This window comes from Pseudomonas sp. MPR-R2A5 (assembly GCF_058793055.1).
Map to the genome: position 1 here is coordinate 64477 of NZ_JBXAFK010000025.1, position 17862 is coordinate 82338.

General features: G+C 62.5%; 18 protein-coding genes and 1 other RNA gene. 10 read left to right on the top strand and 9 right to left on the bottom strand.

Annotation, left to right across the window (positions count from 1 at the left end; all coding sequences use genetic code 11):
* Positions 1–35: 35 nt before the first annotated feature.
* The 4 genes from AC1Q6I_RS18595 to AC1Q6I_RS18610 form a co-directional block, all read right to left on the bottom strand.
* Positions 36–1154, bottom strand: a complete 1119-nt coding sequence (locus AC1Q6I_RS18595) for an ABC transporter permease (protein ID WP_024078009.1) — start codon at positions 1152–1154, stop codon at positions 36–38.
* A complete protein-coding gene (gene rbbA / locus AC1Q6I_RS18600) occupies positions 1154–3871 on the bottom strand; it encodes a ribosome-associated ATPase/putative transporter RbbA (protein WP_102625019.1) in 2718 nt (905 codons plus the stop codon). The genes AC1Q6I_RS18595 and rbbA overlap by 1 nt, the downstream gene beginning before the upstream one ends.
* Positions 3868–4833, bottom strand: coding sequence for an HlyD family secretion protein (locus tag AC1Q6I_RS18605; RefSeq protein ID WP_024078007.1), 966 nt, complete (start codon positions 4831–4833; stop codon positions 3868–3870). The genes rbbA and AC1Q6I_RS18605 overlap by 4 nt, the downstream gene beginning before the upstream one ends.
* Before the next feature lie 176 nt (positions 4834–5009).
* Entirely contained in the window at positions 5010–5459 is a 450-nt protein-coding gene (locus AC1Q6I_RS18610) for an EVE domain-containing protein (protein WP_102625018.1), read from the bottom strand.
* Between the two features lie 195 nt (positions 5460–5654).
* Here AC1Q6I_RS18610 and AC1Q6I_RS18615 point away from each other — a divergent pair, with 195 nt between their 5' ends.
* The gene (locus tag AC1Q6I_RS18615) at positions 5655–5804 is read left to right on the top strand and encodes a hypothetical protein (RefSeq protein ID WP_102625017.1); all 150 of its coding nucleotides are present in this window, start codon (positions 5655–5657) and stop codon (positions 5802–5804) included.
* Between the two features lie 7 nt (positions 5805–5811).
* On the opposite strand, the gene AC1Q6I_RS18620 is transcribed toward AC1Q6I_RS18615, so the two are convergent.
* The 4 genes from AC1Q6I_RS18620 to AC1Q6I_RS18635 all read right to left on the bottom strand — a co-directional run bounded on the left by AC1Q6I_RS18620 (position 5812) and on the right by AC1Q6I_RS18635 (position 7231).
* Entirely contained in the window at positions 5812–6441 is a 630-nt protein-coding gene (locus tag AC1Q6I_RS18620) for a 5-formyltetrahydrofolate cyclo-ligase (RefSeq protein WP_102625016.1), read from the bottom strand.
* A gap of 57 nt (positions 6442–6498) precedes the next feature.
* A non-coding RNA gene (gene ssrS / locus AC1Q6I_RS18625) (6S RNA) lies at positions 6499–6677 on the bottom strand.
* Between the two features lie 30 nt (positions 6678–6707).
* Positions 6708–7025 (bottom strand): cell division protein ZapA, encoded by a 318-nt coding sequence (locus tag AC1Q6I_RS18630; RefSeq protein WP_010207385.1) that lies wholly within the window; start codon positions 7023–7025, stop codon positions 6708–6710.
* Positions 7022–7231, bottom strand: coding sequence for a TIGR02449 family protein (locus AC1Q6I_RS18635; protein WP_003177365.1), 210 nt, complete (start codon positions 7229–7231; stop codon positions 7022–7024). Before AC1Q6I_RS18635 ends, AC1Q6I_RS18630 begins: the two co-directional genes overlap by 4 nt.
* A 138-nt stretch (positions 7232–7369) precedes the next feature.
* Between AC1Q6I_RS18635 and AC1Q6I_RS18640 the strand changes: the two genes are divergently transcribed.
* From AC1Q6I_RS18640 to gcvH, 9 genes are all read left to right on the top strand, one after another.
* On the top strand, positions 7370–7927 hold the full coding sequence (locus AC1Q6I_RS18640; protein ID WP_021492630.1) for a YecA/YgfB family protein: 558 nt from the start codon (positions 7370–7372) through the stop codon (positions 7925–7927).
* A 20-nt stretch (positions 7928–7947) separates the two neighbouring features.
* The gene (gene pepP, locus AC1Q6I_RS18645; RefSeq protein ID WP_024078003.1) at positions 7948–9270 is read left to right on the top strand and encodes a Xaa-Pro aminopeptidase; all 1323 of its coding nucleotides are present in this window, start codon (positions 7948–7950) and stop codon (positions 9268–9270) included.
* Positions 9267–10454: a 2-octaprenyl-6-methoxyphenyl hydroxylase gene (gene ubiH / locus AC1Q6I_RS18650; protein WP_024078002.1), complete on the top strand. Its 1188-nt coding sequence runs from the start codon at positions 9267–9269 to the stop codon at positions 10452–10454. Before pepP ends, ubiH begins: the two co-directional genes overlap by 4 nt.
* A complete protein-coding gene (locus tag AC1Q6I_RS18655) occupies positions 10447–10932 on the top strand; it encodes a DUF4442 domain-containing protein (RefSeq protein ID WP_024078001.1) in 486 nt (161 codons plus the stop codon). Before ubiH ends, AC1Q6I_RS18655 begins: the two co-directional genes overlap by 8 nt.
* Before the next feature lie 9 nt (positions 10933–10941).
* Positions 10942–12159 carry a 2-octaprenyl-3-methyl-6-methoxy-1,4-benzoquinol hydroxylase gene (locus AC1Q6I_RS18660; RefSeq protein WP_168233073.1) on the top strand — a complete coding sequence of 406 codons (1218 nt, stop codon included), beginning with the start codon at positions 10942–10944 and terminating at the stop codon, positions 12157–12159.
* Between the two features lie 105 nt (positions 12160–12264).
* Positions 12265–13269, top strand: a complete 1005-nt coding sequence (locus AC1Q6I_RS18665) for an extracellular solute-binding protein (RefSeq protein ID WP_024077999.1) — start codon at positions 12265–12267, stop codon at positions 13267–13269.
* A 60-nt stretch (positions 13270–13329) separates the two neighbouring features.
* Positions 13330–14946 (top strand): ABC transporter permease, encoded by a 1617-nt coding sequence (locus tag AC1Q6I_RS18670; protein WP_102625015.1) that lies wholly within the window; start codon positions 13330–13332, stop codon positions 14944–14946.
* 156 nt (positions 14947–15102) lie between these two features.
* Positions 15103–16185 carry a glycine cleavage system aminomethyltransferase GcvT gene (gene gcvT / locus AC1Q6I_RS18675; protein WP_024077997.1) on the top strand — a complete coding sequence of 361 codons (1083 nt, stop codon included), beginning with the start codon at positions 15103–15105 and terminating at the stop codon, positions 16183–16185.
* 51 nt (positions 16186–16236) lie between these two features.
* Positions 16237–16623 (top strand): glycine cleavage system protein GcvH, encoded by a 387-nt coding sequence (gcvH, locus tag AC1Q6I_RS18680; protein WP_069077243.1) that lies wholly within the window; start codon positions 16237–16239, stop codon positions 16621–16623.
* Positions 16624–16665: 42 nt separating this feature from the next.
* On the opposite strand, the gene AC1Q6I_RS18685 is transcribed toward gcvH, so the two are convergent.
* Positions 16666–17805 (bottom strand): DegT/DnrJ/EryC1/StrS family aminotransferase, encoded by a 1140-nt coding sequence (locus AC1Q6I_RS18685; RefSeq protein WP_102625014.1) that lies wholly within the window; start codon positions 17803–17805, stop codon positions 16666–16668.
* Positions 17806–17862: the final 57 nt, after the last annotated feature.

Genomic DNA, 17862 nt, shown 5'->3' on the forward strand with positions numbered 1-17862 from the left:
CCGGCTGACCACAACAACAAGCCCGCTCGCCACGCTCAGGAGGCCAGGCTTTTCCTGAACCGCGCCAACGCCACGGCAAAGAACAGCAGGCCGATCCCTGCCAGCGCCAGCAGGTCCGGCCACACCACGCTAGCGCCCGCATCGCGGAACAGGATCGCTGCGCTCAGGCTCACAAAGTGCGTCGACGGCGAAGCCTGCATCACCCACTGCAACCACTCGGGCATGCTGTCCAGCGGGGTACTGCCGCCGGAAAGCAGCAGCATCGGGATGATCACCGGGATCGCCAGCAAGCCGAACTGAGGCGTCGAGCGGGCGAGGGTGGCGAGGAAGATGCCCAGGGCCGTGCTGGCAAACAGGTACAGCGCGGTCACGAACAGAAATAACGCCAGCGAGCCGGCCAGCGGTACGCCGAGCAAGCCCTTGACCACCACTTCCAGGGATAGCCAGGTACACAGCACGACCACCAGCATGTTGCTCCAGATTTTCGCCAGCATGATTTCCAGTGCTGTCAGCGGCAGTACCAGCAAGTGGTCGAGGGTGCCGTGTTCACGCTCGCGCAGCAGGGCGGTGCCGGTGAGCACGATGGCGAGGATGGTGATGTTGTTGACGATCTGGATCACCGCCAGGAACCAGCCACCCTCCAGGTTGGTATTGAACAGCGCCCGGGTGGTCAGTTGCGCTGGCGCTTTCGCGGCGCTATCCGCCTGGCCGCTGTAGGTGAGCAACTCGCGCTGGAAAATCCGGCCGATGTAGCCGGCGCCCATAAAGGCCTGGCTCATCGCCGTGGCGTCGACGTTCACCTGTACGGCGGGCTGTCGACCGGCCAACAGGTCGGCCTGGAAGTTCGCCGGTACGTTGATCACGAAGGTGTACTGGCCGCTGTCCATGACCTTGTCCAACTGGTCGTACGCCAACGGTGCGGGTGGCTGGAACTCGGGCGGTTGCAGCGCTTCGGCCATCTGTCGCGAGAGCGGGCTGTGGTCTTCGTCGACAAATGCCACGCTGGCATGGTGCACCCCAATCACCGAGCCCGCGGCGGGCATATAGATCGCCACCGTGAAGGCGTAGAACAGAAACAGCAGCAACACACTGTCGTGGCGCAGGCTGGTCAGCTCCTTGATCCCCAGGCGCAGGATATGCGCAAACTTGTGCATCAGGCCTCCTGCTTCTTGAGCATGATCAGGCTCAGTCCGGTAAAACCGAGGAAAAATCCGAACAGCGCCAGGCACTGTGGCCACAACTGGCGCAAGTCCAGGGCCTTGGTGAAGGTGCCCACCGCAATATCGAGAAAGTGCCCCGCCGGAAACAGCATGCCCATCACCGCCGCCGCGCCCTCCAGGGACGAGCGCGGCACGATCAGCCCGGAGAACTGGATGGTCGGCAGGCTGGTGATGATCATGGTGCCAAGGATCGCCGCGATCTGGGTGCGCGTGAATGCGGAAATCAGCAGGCCCATGCTGGTGGTGGCGAGCACGTACAGCAGGCCGCCAAACGCCAGGGTCAGGGCGCTGCCCTTGAACGGCACGCCGAACAGCCAGCGGTTCATCGCCACCAGTACAGCCAGGTTCACCAGGCTCACTGCCAGGTAGGGCGCCTGTTTGCCCAGCAAAAACTCCAGGCGGGTCAGGGGCGTGGCATAGAAGTTGGTGATCGAGCCCAGCTCCTTCTCGCGCACGATGCCCAGGGCCGTCAGCATGGCCGGTATAAAGGCCAGGATCAGCGCCATGACGCCCGGGCCGATGGCATTTACGCTGACCACGTCCTGGTTATAGCGGAAGCGGGTTTCCAACTTGGCGGCAGCTTGTGTGTTCGAGGGCGAGCTGCTCAGTTCGGCCAGTTGTTCGAGGTTGCCCTGGTGCACTGCCTCGACATAGTTGCGGCTGGTTTCCGCGCGAAACGGCATGCCGCCGTCGAGCCACGCGGCCACGGTGGGCTGGCGACCGGCGTAAAGATCACGACCAAAGCCCGGCGGGATTTCCAGCGCCAGTTTGATTTCCGAGCGTTGCAGGCGCCGGTGCAGTTCGTTGGCATCCTGGATTGGCGTTTGCTCGGCGAAATAGCGCGAGCTGCGAAAGGCTTCCAGGTAGGCACGGCTTTGCGGGGTCTGGTCCTGGTCGTAGACGGCGAAGGCGAGGTTTTCCACATCCAGGGAAATGCCGTAGCCGAAGATCACCATCATGAACATCGCCCCGAGCAGGGCGAAGGCCATGCGCACCTTGTCGCGCAAGAGTTCCTTGCCTTCGCGACTGGCCACGTCCAGTAGGCGCGCCAGGCTGAACCCGCGCTTGCTCACAGGCGGTGCAGTGGTTTCGCTGACGGTGGCGGTAGGCGCCGTCGGTTCCGGTTCGCCCTGGGCTTGCTCCAGGCACGTGACAAACGCGGCTTCAAGGGTGTCGCCGTGGAACTGCTGTTGCAGCGCGTCGGGCGTGTCGCAAGCCAGCACCTTGCCCGCATGCATCAGGGAGATGCGGTCGCAGCGCTGGGCTTCGTTCATAAAGTGAGTGGACAGGAAGATCGTCACCCCCTGTTCGCGCGATAGCTCGATCAGCAACCGCCAGAAATCATCCCGTGCCGCTGGGTCTACGCCTGAGGTCGGTTCATCGAGGATCAGCACCTCGGGGCGATGCAGCACCGCCACGGCCAGCGACAACCGTTGGCGCAGGCCAAGGGGCAGTTCACCGGACGGCTGCTCGGCGACTTCGCCCAGGTCGAAACGCTGGATCAGTTCGTCGATCCGCGGGCCACTGTCGGCCTTGGGCAAGTCGAACAACTGCGCATGCAACACCAGGTTCTGGCGCACGCTGAGTTCGCCATACAGTGAGAAGCTCTGCGACATGAAGCCCACGCGCTTGCGGGTGGCCAGGTCCTTGGCGTTCACCGGGTTGCCCAGCAACGTAGCACGGCCTTCGGTGGCCGGCATCAGGCCGGTGAGGACCTTCATGGTGGTGGTCTTGCCGCAACCGTTTGAACCGAGGAAACCGAAGATCTCGCCCCGGCCAATAGCGAAGCTGACCTTGTTGACTGCCGTGAAGTCGCCGAAGCGCAGGGTCAGGTCGTGGGCTTCGATGGCGATATCGGTGTTGGCGCTTGCCCTGGGCGGGATCACCAGTGGCTGGTTGTTGTGGGCGCTGTCGCCCTGGAAGTGGGTAAAGGCTTCATCCAGTTTTCCGCTGGGTGTGGCCGCCGCCAGTTCGCTGCTAAGCCCGTTGGCGATCAGTTTGCCGCGATCGAGCATCAGGCAATGTTCGAACTGCTCGGCCTCTTCCATGTAGGCCGTGGCCACCAGCAGGGTCAGTTGCGGGCGCTCGGCACGTACGGTATCGACCAGTTCCCAGAAGCGTCTACGCGACAGCGGGTCGACGCCAGTGGTGGGCTCGTCAAGGATCAGCAGGTCCGGGTCGTGGATCAGTGCGCAGCACAGGCCGAGCTTCTGTTTCATCCCGCCCGAGAGTTTGCCGGCCGGGCGCTCGGCGAAACGGGCGAGGTCGGTGGCCAGCAGCAGGTTGTGCATGCGCTGGTCGCAGTCGGCTTTCGACAGGCCAAACAGCGTGGCGAAGAAGCGGATGTTTTCGCTGATGGACAACTCGGGATACAGGTTGCCGCCCAGGCCCTGGGGCATAAAGGCGATGCGCGGGTACAGGCTGTTGCGATGGCGGCGGTCGGCGATGGAGCCGCCGAGCACCTCCAGTTGGCCTTCCTGGAGGTGTTTAACCCCGGCGATCAAGCCCAGCAGGCTCGACTTGCCTGCGCCATCCGGGCCTATCAGCCCGCAGCGCGTACCGGCGGGCAGGCCGAAGGCGATGTCGATCAACGCCTGTTGCTTGCCATAGCGGTGCTGAACACCTGTGGCGTGCAGCGCCAGGTCGGTCATTTCAGGTTGGCCGGCCAGTCGATGTCAGCCGTACGCACATAGCCGGCACCGGGCATGCCGGGCTTGGCCTGCGGCACGGCGCTGGGTTGGGTCAGGCGCAGTTTGACGCGGAATACCAGTTTCTGGCGTTCGTCGCGGGTTTCCACTTCCTTGGGCGTGAATTGCGATTTGGCCGCGACAAAGCTGATTTTGGCCGGCAGCGGTTGGTCGGGGAGTGCATCGAGGAGGATGCGTGCATCGCTGCCGACGGTCAGGCGGCCGGTCACAGAGGCGGGCAAGTAGAGGTTCATGTATTGATCTTGGGGGTCGATCAGCAGCAACACGCGCCCACCGGCGGCGAGCACTTCGCCCGGTTCAGCCAGGCGTAGCTGGATAATGCCGTCGATGGGCGCGCGCAGGCTGCTGTCATCGATTTCGCTGGTGAGTTGCGCCACCTGGGCTTCGGCGGCGCCGATGGCCGCCTTGACCGAATTGACCTGGGCTTGGGCCGCGACTACGGCCGCATTGCCGGTATTCTGGCGAGCCTGCTGCTGGTCGATCAGCTGGCTGCTGGCAAAGCCACGCGCGTATAGCTCCTGCGTACGCTTGAGCTCCTGATGGGCCAACAGTTGCTCGCTTTGGCGCAGTTGCACATTGGCTTCGGCAGCGGCGAAGTTTTCCTTGGCGCGCAGCACCTCGGCTTCAGCCTGGGCGCGCTGGGCCTCCAGGGTGCGGGTGTCCATGCGCGCCAGCAGTTGGCCCTTGAGCACCTTGTCGCCTTCATCCACGCGCACTTCGGCGAGGCGCCCGGGTATCTTGGCGGCAATCTGCACCTCAGTGGATTCCAGGCGACCATTGCCCATGCTCAAGCCTTCGGGCAGGCGGTCCTGGGTGGATTTCCAGTAACCGAAGCCGCCGGCGGCGAGCAGCAACACAATCAGGAGCGAGGCAAACAGCTGGGAGGTGCGATGGTTCGTCGACATGAATGCATCCTGCGGCGTTAGCGTCCTAGTTTGACCGGCCTTGCCTCAGAAGGCGTTGATACCGATCAAATGAACTGAAGGAGCGAGCTGGCTCGCGAAAAATGTAAACGATAACGCGACCAGCCTGGAAGGTCGCGGTGAAGCTGCGCTCTTCGCGAGCAAGCTGGCTCCTGCCGTCAGCGTAGCGCCAAGACCGCGGCCCATTGCTCGGCGGTAACCGGCATCACCGAGAGACGGCTGCCTTTTTGCACCAGAGGCAGCTCGGCAAGGGCGGCTTGCTGCTTCAGGTACCCCAGGCCCAGTACGCTGGGGAACGTCTCGACATGGGCCACGTTGATCGCGCTCCATGGATTTTTCTCCGGGCTGGCCTTGGCGTCGAAATAGTGGCTGTCCGGCTCCAGTGCGGTCGGGTCCGGGTAGGCGGCCTCGACGATGGTGCCGATGCCGGCAATACCAGGCTCGGGGCAGCTGGAGTGATAGAAGAAAAATTGGTCACCCACCGCCATCGCCCTCAGGAAGTTGCGCGCCTGATAGTTACGCACCCCATCCCAGCGGGCTTCGCCAAGCGTTTCCAGGCCTTTGATGGAGAGTTCGTCGGGCTCGGATTTCATCAGCCAATAGGCCATTTGGGGGCTCCTGAAAAAGGCGTTGGGCAAGTTGTCAGGCAATTCCATGACAAACCGACAGTCGGTTGACGCCAAGGTTTGCGTGTTGGTTCACGTTAACGCAGAATGCCGGGATTTTAAGCTTGACGCAGCTGCAACGGACTACTTTGGAACGTTGTTGTCATCGTGTACGAGATGCCTGAAGGGGGGCAATCGATGCAACGTAAACCGGATTTACTATGGATATTGGTGATTTTGTTTGGTCTGGGCGTCGTGACCACCGGGTATGCGCAAAGCATGTGGTCGAACAAGACCGATGCACCCGTTGAACTGGCTCAGCAGCAGCCTAAACCGTTCAAGCGCTGACCCTTATTCAAGGCGCCGCTGACTCCAGTGGCGTCTCTGCGATATACCAATACTTGTCAGTGACCGTGCCCGCCAGCGGCACATCCCAACTCGCCTGCGCCAACCGATCGACCTTCTGACACTCATGGGCCAGCCCCAGCAGCGTCGGCTTGCGCCAGCTTTGGCGGCGAGCGAGGTAGGCCAGGCTGCGGTCATAAAACCCACCGCCCATGCCCAGGCGCCCCCCCGCGTCGTCGAACCCCACCAGCGGGAGCAACACCAGGTCCAGCGCCCACACCTTGCGCTGGCGGCAGGCGTTTATCCGGGGTTCGAGAATGCGAAACCGATTGGGCAGCAGTTTTTCCCCTGAGTCCACGCGTTGGAAGACCATCTTGGTTCTCGGCCAGGCGCTGAGTACTGGCAGGTAGGTGGCCTTGCCCCGGCGCTGGGCCGCGCGCAGCAGCAGGCGCGGATCGATTTCACCGTCCGTCGGCAGGTATAGAGAAATATGTTTGGCCCGGCGAAACAGCGGGTGCTGTGCCAGTTGCCGATACAAGCCAAGGGCCGCCCGGCGCTGCTCGCTGGGTGTGAGCGCACGGCGGGCCTTGCGCAACATGCGTCGAAGGTGCGGACGGGAAAGCGGCGCAGGTTCGGTCATGGTTTTCGGCTCATAAAACAATGCCAGTCCTTAAGACTGGCATTGAGTTTGGAAATCAGGCTCCCCGACAGAACCGCTGTCGACTAAGCCCTTGAACCCGAAAGTTCAAGGTGGAAGAAGCAGTAGGCTTTAAGGCTTTCCGTCTAGCGGACATGCACACCAGCCCAACGTGCAACTTCCAGGGTAGTGCGAATCGGCTCCGGGACATCGCCGACTGGCAAGCACGCCAGGGAGTGGGGCGAGTATACCTTAAACAGTCGCGGCAATCAGCCCTTGGGTGCGTCTGAGTCGCTGGAGAGCACCAGATCAACGCGTTCGAGCAGGTCACGCACCTGTTCGCGCGTTGAGCCGCTGGCCTGTACGTCAGGACGTTCCTGCTTGTGCAGCAGATCGTGGGTAATGTTCAGCGCGGCCATCACGGCGATGCGGTCGGCGCCGATGACTTTGCCGCTGCTGCGGATTTCACGCATCTTGCCATCCAGGTAGCGGGCAGCGCTCACCAGGTTGCTGCGTTCTTCCTGGGGGCAAATGATCGAATACTCTTTGTCGAGGATCTGCACGGTAACGCTATTGCTTGAACTCATGAGTCTTGCTCCAGGGCCTTCAGGCGCGAAATCATCGATTCGACCTTACGCCGGGCGATTTCGTTTTTTTCAATGAGGTGAGCGCGTTCCTCGCGCCAGGTCTTTTCCTGAGCTAATAGGAGTCCGTTTTGGCTCTTTAGTTGCTCGACCCGATCAATTAGCAATTCGAGTCTGGCCATCAGCGCTTGCAGGTCGGTGTCTTCCATTGGGTTCCACTGGATTTGTCTGATGAATGGCAACTGCAGGATAAACGATCTGACGCCCTCGATAGTCTTGGTACGTCTGCCGGTGCTAGGATACAGCGCTCCATTCTAGACATTGCGCCGTCTGGCGCCTAGCTCACCATGCCCATTCAGAACTCCCCGTACGATGCTTTTTCCAAACTGCTGAGCACCAGCGGTCATCCTTGCTCGCCTGCCGAACTGCACGGCGTGTTGCTCGGCCGCAGTTGCACCGGCGTTGGCTTTGATGCCGACAACTGGCTGGCCGATGTGGCCGAGCTGCTGGAAACCGAACCGACCGACAACGTGCGTAACGCGCTGATCGGCCTGCAAGAGATGGTCAAGGGCGAGCTGACCGGTGATGACGTCACCGTGGTCCTGCTGCTGCCGACCGACGATGCACCGCTCGCCGAACGCGCCGCCGCACTGGGCCAATGGTGCCAGGGCTTCCTCCACGGTTTCGGCGTGAACGCCGGTGGCCTGGAGCTGAGCACCGATGCCAAGGAAGTGTTGCAGGACCTGGCGGCCATCTCCCAGGTGCAAGACGCCCTGGAAGAGTCCGAAGACGGCGAAGGCGACTACATGGAAGTCATGGAATACCTGCGCGTCGCACCGTTGCTGCTGTTCACCGAGACCAAGAAGTCCGCTGAGCCGGCTGCCCCCAAGCCTTCGCTGCACTGAGAAAGGAAGCCCATCTGCCCATGATCCATATCCCCAAAGCGGAATACACCCGGCGCCGCAAGGCGCTCATGGCGCAGATGGAACCCAACAGCATCGCGATCCTGCCGGCCGCCGCCGTGGCGATCCGCAACCGTGATGTCGAGCACGTCTATCGCCAGGACAGCGACTTCCAGTACCTGAGCGGTTTCCCCGAGCCACAGGCGGTGATCGTGCTGATGCCCGGTCGCCAGCACGGCGAGTACGTGCTGTTCTGCCGCGAGCGCAATGCCGAACGCGAACTGTGGGACGGCCTGCGCGCCGGTACCGAGGGCGCGATCCGCGATTTTGGCGCCGACGATGCCTTCCCCATCACCGATATCGACGACATCCTGCCCGGCTTGATCGAAGGTCGCGACCGGGTGTATTCGGCCATGGGCAGCAACGCTGAATTCGATCGGCACCTGATGGAGTGGATCAACGTCATCCGCTCTAAAGCGCACCTCGGTGCCCAGCCCCCGAACGAATTCGTTGCCCTGGATCATTTGCTCCACGACATGCGCCTGTATAAATCGGCGGCGGAAGTGAAGGTGATGCGCGAGGCTGCGCGAATTTCCTGCGCGGCCCATGTGAAGGCGATGCAGGCCAGCCGCGCCGGCTTGCATGAGTTCAGCCTGGAAGCCGAACTGGATTACGAGTTCCGCAAGGGCGGCGCGAAAATGCCGGCCTATGGCTCCATCGTCGCCGCCGGGCGCAACAGCTGCATCCTGCATTACCAGCAGAATGACGCCGTGCTCAAGGACGGCGACCTGGTGTTGATCGATGCCGGTTGCGAGATCGACTGCTACGCCAGCGACATCACCCGCACCTGGCCGGTCAATGGCAAGTTCTCGCCGGAGCAGAAGGCGATCTATGAAATCGTGCTGGCCTCCCAGGAAGCCGCCTTTGCCGAGATAGCGCCGAACAAGCATTGGAACCAGGCCCACGAGGCAACCGTGCAGGTCATCACCGCCGGGCTGGTCAAACTGGGCTTGCTGCAGGGTGATGTGGACGAGTTGATTGCCAGCGAAGCCTACCGGGCTTTCTACATGCACCGAGCCGGCCACTGGCTGGGCATGGATGTGCACGATGTGGGCGAGTACAAAGTGGGCGGTGAATGGCGTGTGCTGGAGGTCGGCATGGCATTGACCGTGGAACCGGGGATCTACATATCGCCGGACAACCAGAATGTGGCAAAGAAATGGCGTGGCATTGGCGTGCGCATCGAGGACGACGTGGTAGTGACCAAGCAAGGCTGTGAAATCCTGACCGTCGGCGTGCCCAAGACCGTCGCCGACATTGAAGCCCTGATGGCGGCTGCCCGATGAGCCGGGTCAACCTGGCGATCATCGGTGGCGGCCTGGTGGGCGCCAGCCTGGCGCTGGCATTGCAAGCGGGGGCAAAGGCCCGAGGCTGGAAGATCGTGCTGATCGAACCCTTTGCACCGGGTGACAGCTACCAGCCTAGCTACGATGCACGCTCCTCGGCGCTGTCGTTTGGCGCTCGGCAGATTTACCAGCGCCTGGGGCTCTGGCAGCACATCTCCCGCCGCGCAGAACCGATCAAGCAGATTCATGTGTCGGACCGCGGGCGTTTCTCCACCGCGCGGTTATCCGCCATGGAGGAGGGCGTTCCTGCCCTTGGCTATGTGGTGGAAAACGCCTGGCTCGGCCAGTGCCTGTGGCAAGGCTTGGATAAAGAGGTGGTCAGTTGGCGCTGCCCGGCGGAAGTCACGCGCATGGAACCGCTGCCGGATGGCTACCGCCTGACCCTCAACGATGAAACCGTACTGGAATGCGACCTCGCGGTGCTCGCGGATGGTGGCCGCTCCGGTTTGCGTGAGCAACTGGGCATCGGCGTGAAAACCCGCCCCTACAACCAGAGCGCGCTGATCGCCAATATCACCCCGAGCGAAGCCCATAACGGCGAAGCCTTCGAGCGCTTTACCGATGAGGGGCCGATGGCCTTGCTGCCGCTGCCGGACAACCGTTGCGCGCTGGTGTGGACCCGCATCGGCATGGACGCCCAGCGCTTGGCCAGCCTGGATGAACGCAGTTTCTTGAGTGAGTTGCAGGGCGTGTTTGGTTACCGCCTAGGCACCCTGAAGCAAGTGGGGGCTCGTCACCTGTACCCGCTGACCCTGGTGGAAGCCGAAGAACAAGTCCGCTCCCACCTGGCGATCCTCGGCAATGCTGCCCACAGTCTGCACCCGATTGCCGGGCAGGGTTTCAACCTGTCCCTGCGTGATGCCAATGCCTTGGCCGAGGCCCTGTTGGCCGGGCCGACGGTGCCGGGCGACCTGGCCACCTTGCAGGCCTATCGCGAGCGTCAGCGGCTGGATCAGAAGCTGACCGTGGGCTTCTCCGACCAGGTCACGCGCCTGTTCGGCAGTGCACAGCCGCTGGTCGCCCTGGGGCGCAACATGGGCTTGCTGGGCCTGGACCTGCTGCCACCGGCCAAACGCTGGTTCGCCCGGCAGGCCATGGGCCTGGGTACGCGTCCCGATGCGTAAGTGGCTGGTCGCTCGCCTGGGTAAAGCGCGTTTATTGCGTTGGGTCATGACCCTTTACCCGCCGTATCTGGGCGCGGGGATCAGCGTGCAGCACATGAGCGCCGATTTTCGCCACGTCAAAGTGCGCATGGGCCTGGGGTGGTACAACCGTAACTACGTGGGTACGCAGTTCGGCGGCAGCCTCTATTCGATGGTCGACCCGTTCTACATGCTGATGCTGATGGAGAACCTGGGCCGCGACTACATTGTGTGGGACAAGGCGGCCAGCATCGACTTCGTCTCGCCGGGCAAAGGCCCGGTGTATGCCGAGTTTTCCATCGACGACGCCTTGCTGGATGAGGTGCGTCGACAGACCGCAGGCGGCGAGAAGTATTTGCCCCGCCTCAAGGTCCAGATTCATGACGGCTCCGGCACCCTGGTGGCGCGAGTCGACAAAACCCTTTACGTGCGGCGCAAGCCGCCAGCGAGACAGGCTTAAAGCATGGACATGCGCGCAGATGTGCTGATTGTCGGGGCCGGAATGGTCGGAAGCGCCCTGGCGCTGGCGTTGCAGGGCAGTGGCCTGCAGGTGCTGCTACTGGACGGCAGCCCGTTGAGCGTCAAGCCGTTCGAACGTGACGCCGCCTTCGAGCCGCGGGTCAGCGCCTTGTCGGCCGCCAGCCAGCGCATCCTCGAGCGCCTGGGCGTGTGGGACGGCATCGTCGACCGCCGCGCCAGCCCTTACGCAGAGATGCAGGTGTGGGACGGCAGCGGTACCGGGCAGGTCCACTTTTCGGCGGCCAGCGTGCATGCCGAAGTGCTCGGGCATATCGTCGAAAACCGTGTGGTCCAGGATGCCCTGCTTGATCGCCTGCATGACTGTGACCTCGGCCTGCTGGCCAATGCACGCCTGGAGCAAATGCGCCGCTCCGGCGATGACTGGCTGCTGACCCTGGCCGATGGCCGCAAATTGCGCGCGCCGCTGGTGGTGGCCGCCGATGGCGCCAATTCCGCCGTACGCCGCCTGACTGGCACCGCGACCCGCGAGTGGGATTACCTGCATAACGCGATTGTCACCAGCGTGCGCAGCAGCCAGCCGCACCAGCGCACCGCCTGGCAGCGCTTTACCGATACCGGTCCGCTGGCCTTCTTGCCATTGGTGCGCGATGGTCAGGAAGACTGGTGCTCGATCGTCTGGTCGACCACGCCAGCTGAATCCGCACGCCTGATGGCGCTTGAGGATGAAAGCTTTTGCCGTGAGTTGGAACGCGCCTTTGAAGGCCGACTGGGCACGGTGCTCAGCGCTGATCCGCGTGTCTGTGTGCCATTGCGCCAACGCCATGCCAAGCGCTATGTGGCCGAAGGCCTGGCGTTGATCGGCGACGCCGCACACGTCATCCACCCGTTGGCCGGGCAGGGCGTGAACCTGGGCTTCCTCGACGCGGCGGTACTGGCCGAGGTGCTGTTGTCGGCGACTGAACGTGGCGAACGCCTGGCGGATGTGAAAGTGCTGAGCCGTTACGAGCGTCGGCGCATGCCGCACAACCTGGCGTTGATGGCGGCGATGGAAGGCTTCGAGCGCTTGTTCCAGGCCGATCAACTGCCGTTGCGCTGGTTGCGTAATGCCGGGTTGAAAATGGTTGATCAAATGCCGGAAGCCAAGGCGGTATTCGTGCGTCAGGCCCTTGGCCTGACTGGGGATCTACCAGAGTTGGCACGGCCCTGAAGGCGCCGTGCAACATCTGGTAACGCCTCCGCTGAGTGTTTGATTGAGCTGCCAAATGTGAGTCCCTATCATTTGCTTTCAATTTGCATATGAGAGACCGCACCCATGTTGGCACCCAAGCGCCTCCTGACTGCCCTGGCCCTAACCCTTATCGGCAGCACCACCGTGCAGGCGGCCGACGAAGTCGTGGTCTACTCCTCGCGCATCGACGAACTGATCAAGCCGGTATTCGACGCCTACACCCAAAAGACCGGCGTGCAGGTGAAGTTCATCACCGATAAGGAAGCCCCGTTGATGCAGCGCATCAAGGCCGAGGGCGAAAACGCCACCGCCGACCTGCTGCTCACCGTCGACGCCGGCAACCTCTGGCAGGCTGAGCAAATGGGCATCCTGCAACCGTTCACCTCCCCAGTGATCGACAAGAACATCCCTCTTCAATATCGCTCGTCGGCCCATGCCTGGACCGGCTTGAGCTTGCGCGCGCGGACCATCGCCTACTCCACCGACCGGGTCAAACCCGGCGACCTGACGACTTACGAAGCCCTGGCCGACAAACAATGGGAAGGCCGCCTGTGCCTGCGCACGGCGAAAAAGGTCTACAACCAGTCGCTGACCGCCACCCTGATCGAAACCCATGGCGCGGCCAAGACCGAAGAAATCGTCAAGGGCTGGGTCAACAACCTGTCCACCGACGTGTTCTCCGATGACATCGCCGTGCTCGAAGCGATCAACGCCGGGCAGTGCGACGTGGGTATCGTCAACACGTACTACTTCGGCCGCCTGCATAAGCAGAAGCCGGACCTGGCGGTGAAGTTGTTCTGGCCCAACCAGGGCGACCGTGGCGTGCATGTGAACCTGTCCGGTATCGGCCTGACCAAGCATGCGCCGCACCCGGAAGCCGCCAAGGCCTTGGTGGAATGGATGACCACACCTGAGGCGCAGAAGATCTTCGCCGACGTGAACCAGGAATTCCCGGCCAACCCGGCGGTGCCACCGTCTGCCGAAGTCGCGACCTGGGGCAAGTTCGTGGCCGATACCTTGCCGGTGGAAGTCGCGGGCAAGCGCCAGGCCGAGGCCATTCGCCTGATGGATCGCGCTGGCTGGAACTGAAGGTGTAAACGCCGCCCCTTTTGTGTCTGCCTTTAGATACTCTTCCCTGGGAATTTGCTCTTGGTCCACCCCGCCCAACGTCGCTGGTACGCGCCGGTCTTTATCGTCGCCGCGCTGGTGCTGCCGCCGCTGAGCGTGCTGTTGCTGTCCTGGCAAAGCATCGATGGGCAGATCTGGTCCCACCTCTGGGAAACCCAGATGCCGCGCTTGCTGGGCAATACCCTGATCCTGGTGCTGGGCGTCGGTATTGGCGTGACCCTGTTGGGCGTAAGCCTGGCCTGGCTGACCAGCCTCTGCGAGTTTCCCGGGCGGCGCTGGCTGGACTGGGCGCTGATGTTGCCCTTCGCGATTCCTGCGTATGTGCTGGCGTTCGTATTTGTCGGCTTGCTGGACTTCTCCGGCCCGGTGCAGACCCTGCTGCGCGAATGGTTCGGCACGGGGCTACGCTGGCCGCGCGTGCGCTCCACGGGCGGCGTGGTCATTGTTTTGGTCCTGGTGTTCTATCCCTACGTCTACCTGCTGGCGCGCACCGCCTTCCTGGCTCAGGGCAAGGGCCTGATGGAAGCCGCGCGCATGCTTGGGCAATCGCCATGGCAGGCGTTCTGGCGCGTGGCCTTGCCCATGGCGCGCCCGGCGATTGGCGCCGGCGTGGTGCTGGCATTGATGGAAACCCTGGCGGATTTCGGTGCGGTCTCGGTGTTCAACTTCGATACCTTCACCACCGCCATCTACAAGACCTGGTACGGCTTTTTCAGCCTCTCCAGCGCGGCCCAACTGGCCAGCCTGTTGCTGTTGGTGGTGATGCTGGTGCTGTACGGCGAACGGCGAGCCCGGGGCGCCAGCCGACCGAGCAATGAACGACCGCGCGGCAAGGCGCTGTACCACCTGCGCGGGTTCAAGGCGGCGGCGGCCAGTGCCTGGTGTGGATTGGTGTTCGCCTGTGCGTTTGTCATTCCGGTGCTGCAACTGGTTGCCTGGTTCTGGCAGCGCGGTCGGTTCGACCTGGATGAACGCTATACCGGCCTGATCGTCCACACGTTGTACCTGGGCGGTACCGCCGCGCTGATCACGGTCAGCGTGGCGTTGATTCTGGCGTTCGCCAATCGCCTGGCGCCGACCAGGGCAATTCGCTCCGGCATCAGCCTGGCGAATGTCGGTTATGCCTTGCCGGGCTCGGTGCTGGCGGTGTCGATGATGTTGGCATTCAGCTACCTGGACCGTGAGTTGGTGGTGCCGCTGTCGGGCTGGCTCGGCGGTGCGGGCAAGCCGTTGCTGCTCGGCAGCCTGTCGGCACTGCTGCTGGCGTACTTGGTGCGCTTCCTCGCGGTGGCCTACGGGCCGCTGGAAAACAGCCTGGCACGAATCCGTCCATCGTTGCCGGAGGCGGCGCGCAGTCTTGGGGTGAGCGGCCCACGACTGTTTTGCAAGGTGTATCTGCCGTTGCTGCTGCCCGGGACCCTGAGCGCTGCGTTGCTGGTGTTCGTCGACGTGCTCAAGGAAATGCCCGCCACCCTGCTGATGCGCCCGTTTGGCTGGGACACCCTGGCGGTGCGGATTTTTGAAATGACCAGCGAAGGGGAGTGGGCGCGGGCTTCCTTGCCGGCGCTGACCCTGGTGTTGGTGGGCTTGCTGCCGGTGATCGGGCTGATCCGTCGCTCCGCCCGACAAATCGGCTAGGTGCCAGTCCTACAGCTTGCGGCTACAATGCGCGGCATTCGGTGCGGTCCGTCTTTCGGGTCGGGTCGCTGTACGTGGCTGCAGGCCTTGTAATTCAAGGTTTGCAGCGCGAACGGCAACCTTACGCACCTTCGCCAAGCCCGGAAGGAGAAACCCATGGGACAGCGTACGCCTCTGTATGACCTGCATCTCGCCCTAGGCGCGAAAATGGTCGATTTTGGCGGTTGGGATATGCCTCTGCACTACGGCTCGCAAGTTGAAGAGCACCATCAGGTGCGGCGCGACTGCGGGGTGTTCGATGTATCTCATATGACCGTGATCGATGTCACAGGCCCCGAGGCCAAGGAATGGCTCCAGCACCTGCTGGCCAATGATGTCGATCGTCTGCAGGGCTGCGGCCGTGCGTTGTACAGCGCCATGCTCAACGAGCAGGGTGGGGTGGTGGACGACATGATCGTCTACCGCACCGAAACCGGTTATCGGCTGGTGGTCAATGCCGCTACCCGCGATCAGGATATGGCCTGGATGCAGGCTCAGTTGGGCACCTACCAGGCGCAATTGCTCGAGCGGCCCGAATTGGCCATGCTCGCGATTCAAGGCCCCCATGCCCGGCAGAAGATTGCCGAGCTGGTTACCCAGTCCCGCGGCACCCTGATTCATCAGCTCAAGCCCTTCGAAGGCCAGGCCGACGGTGATTGGTTTATCGCCCGTACCGGCTACACCGGCGAAGACGGCCTGGAGATTGTCCTGCCTGCCGACCAGGCGCCGGGTTTTTTCAACGACCTGGTGGGCGCCGGTATTTCTCCTATCGGCCTGGGCGCCCGCGATACCTTGCGCCTGGAAGCGGGCATGAACCTGTATGGGCAGGATATCCACCAGGACGTTTCGCCCCTGGCGGCCAACATGGCCTGGAGCATTGCGTGGGAGCCGGCCGAGCGCCGTTTCATCGGCCGCGCCGCGCTGGAAGCCGAACTGGGGGCCGGTGTGCAGACCAAATTGGTCGGCTTGGTGCTGGAAGAGCGTGGGGTTTTACGCGCTCACCAAGTGGTTCGTATCGCCAATGTTGGCGAAGGAGAGATCACCAGTGGTAGTTTCTCTCCTACGCTAAGCAAATCCATTGCCCTGGCGCGCGTACCGATGGCGACTGCCGATCGGGCCGAAGTGGAAATCCGCGGCAAGTGGTACCCGGTTCGAGTGGTCAAACCGACCTTCGTGCGCCATGGCAAAACCTTGATCTAACTTTTCCGGCAGGCCAAAGACTGCTGACATTTCTTCTTGAGGACACAGACTATGAGCAATATCCCTGCCGACCTGCGTTTTGCCGAAAGTCACGAATGGGCGCGTCTGGAAGCTGACGGTACTGTGACCGTCGGGATCTCCGACCATGCCCAGGAAGCGTTGGGTGATGTGGTGTTTGTTGAGTTGGCCGAGGTTGGCAAAGTGTTTGCGGCGGGTGAAACGGCGGGTGTCGTGGAGTCGGTTAAAGCGGCGTCTGATATCTACTCGCCAGTTGCCGGCGAAGTGATTGCGGTTAACGAAGAGCTGGGCGGCAGCCCTGAGTTGCTGAACTCCGACCCTTACGGTGCCTGGATCTTCAAGCTCAAGCCAAGCAGCGTTGACGCCGACCTGGCCAAACTGTTCGATGCTGCTGCCTACAAGGCCGCCATCGGCGAGTGATTCCGCTGCAGGAGCCGGTCACCCGGCTCCTGCAACAGGCATTCAGCGTTTCAACACGGCCTTCACTGCCGCCACCGACCGCTCCACATCCGCCTCTGTCATCGCCGTGAACATCGGCAACGACACGATCAAACGTCCAACACGCTCCGCCACCGGGAACATGCCTTCCTTGAAGCCCTGTGCCCGATACAGGCTCAACAGGTGGATCGGCGGGTAGTGATAGCCAATGCCGACGCCAAGGGCTTGCATCTGCTCCATGAAGGTGGCGCGGGCGGGCAGGCCGTCCTGACGTTCCGGCAGCACCAGTTGGAACAGGTGCCAGTTGCTGTTTTCAAAGTCCGGCGGCGGCAGTTGCGCGCCGTACTTCTCTTCAAAGTCACTGCCGAAGCACTTGAAGTAGTGCTGTGCCAGGTGCCGGCGATGGGCGGTGATCTTCTCGATATGGGCAAATTGCCCCAGGCCGATGGCAGCAGCGATATCAGTCATGTTGAACTTGCCGCCCAACACGTCCACGTCCAGGCCGTCGAAGCCGGTTCGGGTCACCCCCTGCAAGCGATACTTTTCCGCCAGGCGGGCTTCCTCGGCGTTGTTCAACACCAGGCAACCCCCCTCGGAGGAGGTGATGTTCTTGTTGGCCTGGAAGCTGAAGGACACAAAGTCACCCGTGGCCCCAATGCGCTCGCCATCCCAGCTGGAACCCAGGGCCTGGGCAGCGTCTTCGACGATGCGCAGGTTGTATTTGTTGGCCAGCGCGTAAAGCAGCGGCATGTCCACGGGCAAGCCCGCCAGGTACACAGGGATGATCGCTTTGGTACGCGGGGTGATGGCCGCTTCCACCTGGGCCAGGTCGATATTGCGGGTCACCGGGTCAATGTCGGCAAACACTGGTGTGGCGCCCACTTCGAGAATCACGTTGGCCGTGGCGACCCAGGAGATCGGTGTGGTGATGACTTCATCGCCAGGCCCGATACCGGCGATGCGCAAGGCGATCTCCATGGTGCAGGTGCCTGAGTTGAAGGTGCGCGCGGGGCGGCCGCCAAAGTATTCCGACAGCTGTGCCTCGAATGCCTGCACTTTCGGCCCGCTGGTGATCCAGCCCGAGCGCAGTACATCGCCGACCGCCGAGATGGTGGCTTCATCGATGGTGGGTTTGGAAAACGGCAGAAAGGGCTGTTGGCTCATGACGACGAAGGCATCCGTTTCAGATAGACGATGAGAAAAAATGGATCAGTACCGGCA